We start from the raw sequence: 4950 nt of genomic DNA on the forward strand, positions 1-4950 counted from the left end.
ACGTTGGGGATCGATCACGACGGCGATGCCGTCGTGGCTGATCAGGTAGCTGCGGTCGCCGAGGCTCGACGTTTCGATGATGGCGATGTCTGGATCGGTGGTGCTCACGGGGTACTCCTACGGTGTAATCGGGTCGGCCTCGTTTCTGACGTGAAACGTCCTCGTTCAGGCCAGTGCGAGGAAGAGCTTTTCCAGTTCTGCTTCGGTCATGGGCTCTTTGTTGTCTGCGGTGTCGCCGGTCATGCATTCACGAAGGCCGGTGGCCACGATCTTGAATCCGGCTTTGTCGAGGGCGCGGGAGACGGCGGCGAGTTGAGTGACGACGTCTTTGCAGTCGCGTCCGTTCTCGATCATGCCGATCACACCGGCGAGTTGGCCGTGTGCGCGGCGCAGACGGTTGAGTACCAATGCGATGCTGTCTTCGTCGCCGATCATTGCGGTCTCCTGAGGGTGTGTGATGGTGGTAGTCCTTCCAGATTACCCCCGGGGGCATCGGTTCGGTGTGTGCAGTCGGTCATGAAAGAACGAGGGTGTCGACAAGTACATAGCCCGCGACGGCGAACACCAGGTAGGCGAACCACGTGCGCAGCTTGTCGGTGTCGATGCGTGTGCTCAGTTTTCCGGCGACCAGCGAGCCTGCGATCGCCGCACCGGCGAACGCGGCTGTCAGTGGCCAGTTCCCGCCGAGCCCGTCGGCCTGAGCGATCAGTCCGGCGGCGGAGTTGGCGACGATGACCACCAGCGACGTTCCGACAGCGACACTCATCTCGATTCCCAGCAACAGCACCAGAGCGGGGATGATCAGAAATCCTCCGCCGACGCCGAACAGTCCGGTGAGGACACCGACCCCGAACCCGGTCGGTATGGACCGTGGTGCGCATCGCCGCCAATCGATCCCGGAACTTCCTGTCTTGCAAGCGGTTCCGACATCGTCGGTGCTGCGCAGCATCCGCGCCCCGGCGATGATCATGACGATCGCGAAGCCGATCATCACTGCGGCCTCGGGCAGATGCCTGCCCAGGACGCTGCCGACCAGCGTGCCGACGATACCGGTGGCCGCGAAGATCGCCGCCAGTCGCCATTCGACGAGCTTCGCCCGCACCTTGGGGATGGCCCCGGTCGCCGAGGCGACACCGATCACCAGCAACGATGTCGGTATCGCCTCCGACAGGTCCATTCCCAGGGCGTAGACGAGAACCGGGACGGCGAGGATCGACCCGCCGCCTCCGAGGAGACCGAGCAGGATGCCGACGGCGACGCCGAGGACCAGTGCCAGCGTCAGGGTCATCAGCTGTGGGCTGCGTCCTGGCCACCGAGTGCGTCGATGGCGGCCTGGAGCTTGGTGGTGGCCTCGGCCGCGACGTCGGACAGTGCTGGCTCGCCGGTCGCTTGGACCATGATGTCGGGGTTCATCGCTTCGACAATGACCGATCCGGAAGCGGAGGTGTCGGCGCGGACGACGACATTGCACGGCAACAGCAAGCCGATCTGGCGCATGACCCCGACGGCGCGGTGCGCGAGGGACGGATTGCAGGCACCGAGGATCAGATACTGCTCCATGTCCTCGCCGAGCTTGGCCTTCAACGTGGCCTGCATGTCGATTTCGGTGAGAACACCGAAGCCCTGATCTGCGAGGGAGGCTTTGACGGCGTCGACTGCGGTGTCGAAGTCGGTGTCGGTCAGAGTGGTCGAGAGTGCGATGTTCATAAGGGAAGTTCCTTTCGGTCGTCGAACTGCGGTGATCTGGGCCTACCCGATTCGGGGCTGGCGAATACTCGGCACGCCCACCCTGGTGAGAAGCGCGCTGGCCGGGCACCAGCCGACCGCTGCGTAAAGGGCGAGGTTCGCGGCAGCGAACGCGCTGAGCAGTCGCCACTGCGGTGCGTGGAGTTCGCCGAGGGCCAGGCCGGTGGCGGTGACGCCGGCGGCGAGGGCGGGGACGATACGTTCGATCGGCCAGCCCGCGAACGCGGACGAGCGAGTGGTGTTCGGATCGATCATGATTGCTCCGTTCGGGTTGTGAGGGTGGTCAGTGCGAGAAGCTGATCGAGGGCAACACCTTGCGCAGCCAGGCCGGTGACCACCATGCGGCGTGTCCGCTCAAACGCAGCAGGACCGGCAGCAGGATCAGCCTGATCAAGAAGGCGTCGAGCAGTACCGCGACGCCGAGGATGATGCCCATCTCCTTCGGTGGGAGCGGATCGGAGAGTGCGAAGGTGAAGAACACTGCGACCATGACCGCGGCGGCGGCGAAGATGACCCGGCCGGAGTGGGCGAGGCCGTCGACCTGAGCGGCTTTCGGGTCCCCGGTCTTCTCGTAGTGCTCTTTCGCGGTGGCGAGCAGGAACACTGTGTAGTCCATGGCGATGGCGAAGATCATCGCGAAGAAGAACACCGGACCCCAGCCGTCGAGGAAGCCTTGCGGGGTGAATCCGAGCAGTGATGCGCCGTGCCCGTCCTGGAAGATCAGCTTCGCGACCCCGAACGCTGCGGCGGTCGAGAGCAGACTGACTGCGGTGCCGAGGATCGCGATCAGCGGTGCTTGGAGGGCGACGAGCAGCAGGATGAAACCGAGCGCCAGAATGATACCGATCACCAGCGGTAGGTAGTCGTTCAGTGCTTGCTGCAGATCGAGGTTCTCCGCTGGGGCACCGCCGACCAACGCCGACTCCGGGAGTTCGGCGCGCAGGTCACCGAGGATGGTGCCCATTCTCTCGTCCGAGGGGTCAACGGTGGGAAGTGCTTGTAGCAGTGAGTAGTTTGAGCCGTCCGCGGCAGGCTGGGGCGGAGTGACCATCGAGATCCCGTCGACGGTACTGGCTGCCGTGGCGGTCGCGGCGGCATCCGCGGACGGGACGACGATCTGCAGTGCGCCGGGTGCGCCGGCACCGAACTGGGCCTGGACGAGCTCGTAACCCTGGCGAACCGGTGCGTCTTCGGGGACGACGGCGATCGAGGGCATCGCCACTTTCAGTCCGAGGACCGGAAGGGCCAGCGCAATGAGGATGCCGACGGAGACCAGAGCGAACGGCCAGGGGTGCTTGTGGAGCAGTTCACCCCAGGCTGCGAATTTCGGGGAGCGGTGCTGCTGGCGCTTGGCGTAGGGCAGGGAGGCGGCGTTGACCTTGGAACCGAGTGCACCCAGGGTTGCGGGGAGCAGGGTCATGGTGGCGATCAGCACGAAGGTCACGGCGAGCATGATGCCGACGGCCATGGTGCGCACCGCCGGTGCGGGAACGAGCAGGACGGCCGAGAGGCTCACCAAGACCGTCAGACCGGACAGGACCACGGCTTTGCCTGCGGTGTCCATGGTTTCGGCGACCGCGGCACGTGGATCGGCGTTGCGCAGTGCGTCGCGGAACCTGGCGACGATGAACAGGGCGTAGTCGATTCCGAGGGCGAGGGCGAACATCATCGCGAAGTTCATCGCCCACACCGAGATCGGCGTGACGCCGTTGAGCAGAACGAGTCCGCCTGCGGATGCGACCAGGCCGGCAACGGTGAGTAGCAGCGGCAATCCCGCGGCGACGAGGGAGCCGAACGCGAGCACCATGATCGCCAAAGTGACCGGCCAGGAGAACAATTCGGCCTGAATCATGGCGTCGTGGTTGGCCTTGTTGAAGTCCGACCACAGTGCGGAGGATCCGGTCGGGTAGACCTCGATGCCGTCGCCGGAGAGTTCGGTCAGCTCGCCCTTCACCTCGTCGACGGCCTTGACCATGTCGTCGGTACTCGCGTTTGCGCCGGCGATCAAGATGCCGGTGTGACCGTCGGGACTGATCGTCATGCCCGGCTGGGGGGCGATGACCTCACCGAAGCGAGTGTCACCGTCGAATACGGCCGCGACGTCGGTGAGTGTCTGCTGCATCGCTGCGTCTTCGATCGTGGCGGTGTCGGAGTGAACGACCACCTGCACTGCTGCAGAGGAATTGCCGCCGAAATGCTGCTGGGCGAGCTCGCGGACCTGGACGGATTCGGAACCGTTGGCCTGCCAGCCGGCCCCGGCCAAGGATGAGAACACCGATGGTGCAGCCGATCCCAGTGCAACGAGGGCGATCAGCCAGATGCCGAACACCCACCGGCGGCGGGCGACCATCGTGCTTCCCAGGCGGCCTAGTGCGCCGGGTGCCGGTGGCCGATGGCGGTCGTGGCGGCCGGTGGCCGCCGCGGTAGCGGGCTTGGTCACAATTGCTTCTCCTAATACGGGTGGGGGTATTCAGAAGTGTTGAAGACGCCCAGAGATTCCTGCGAAATGCAGTGGAGTGCTGTTGGGGTGGGGGTCAGCGACGAAACAGGGAACGAAAGAAGTTGTCGCGTGTAGCTGGGGCGGGTGTCTCCATGGAGCAGGAGCACTGCTGCGACCGCGGAACGTTCTTCATGACGCTGTCGACATGTCGACCGCAGCCAGCCCAGGTGGTCTTACCGCATGCCGGGCACGGGACGGGGTAGCACATGGCGGTCCTTTCTGGCGGGTACATCACTACTGTGACACATACCTAGGGGGGTATGCAAGTACCCGTGGGGGTATGAGGGAAGGGGTGGGCCGGAGCCGATCGGTAGACGGCAGTGGTTTTGCCGGATCCAACGCGAGGCTGTGCTGGCGGCCGCAGGAGGCGTTTGATGGTCGCCAGTCTGCGAATGCGGTTGTCCCTCAGGGGTTGATGCTCCACCCACGCGCGAGTTGCGCCGCTATCGTCCGCGAGTTTCTGTGAACCCGCGCAGTTGCATCCCACTTCCATTCCCACACCCAGGCCGGTCCGGACGGGAGCGGCCCAGCAGTGGCGAGCATCGGAGACAACGGATTCGGGGGCATCGACGACGAATGCCCGCGTAGGGGATCGGCGAACCATCGAAAGCCGACCGCAAGCGGTCGCACGTCCCCTCCGGGGCCGCCCCATATGGGTCACCAATTTGGTCGTACGAGTCGCCCGAGTCTGACATGCCGGGGAC

At 64.9% G+C, this 4950-nt stretch carries 5 protein-coding genes; all 5 read right to left on the reverse strand.

Annotated features, from left to right (window positions below; genetic code table 11):
- Positions 1–165 precede the first annotated feature (165 nt).
- The 5 genes from CH271_RS25130 to CH271_RS25150 all read right to left on the reverse strand — a co-directional run bounded on the left by CH271_RS25130 (position 166) and on the right by CH271_RS25150 (position 4096).
- Positions 166–435 (reverse strand): metal-sensitive transcriptional regulator, encoded by a 270-nt coding sequence (locus CH271_RS25130; protein WP_027494148.1) that lies wholly within the window; start codon positions 433–435, stop codon positions 166–168.
- Between the two features lie 79 nt (positions 436–514).
- Complete coding sequence (locus tag CH271_RS25135) at positions 515–1288, reverse strand: sulfite exporter TauE/SafE family protein (RefSeq protein WP_027494149.1); 774 nt, start codon at positions 1286–1288, stop codon at positions 515–517.
- The gene (locus CH271_RS25140; RefSeq protein ID WP_027494150.1) at positions 1288–1707 is read right to left on the reverse strand and encodes a DUF302 domain-containing protein; all 420 of its coding nucleotides are present in this window, start codon (positions 1705–1707) and stop codon (positions 1288–1290) included. The genes CH271_RS25135 and CH271_RS25140 overlap by 1 nt, the downstream gene beginning before the upstream one ends.
- A 42-nt stretch (positions 1708–1749) precedes the next feature.
- A complete protein-coding gene (locus CH271_RS25145) occupies positions 1750–2001 on the reverse strand; it encodes a YgaP-like transmembrane domain (RefSeq protein WP_027494151.1) in 252 nt (83 codons plus the stop codon).
- 28 nt (positions 2002–2029) lie between these two features.
- On the reverse strand, positions 2030–4096 hold the full coding sequence (locus CH271_RS25150) for an MMPL family transporter (RefSeq protein ID WP_027494152.1): 2067 nt from the start codon (positions 4094–4096) through the stop codon (positions 2030–2032).
- Between the last annotated feature and the right edge of the window lie 854 nt (positions 4097–4950).

Origin of the sequence: Rhodococcus sp. 05-340-2 (assembly GCF_002258915.1) — a bacterium.
GTDB lineage: Bacteria > Actinomycetota > Actinomycetes > Mycobacteriales > Mycobacteriaceae > Rhodococcoides.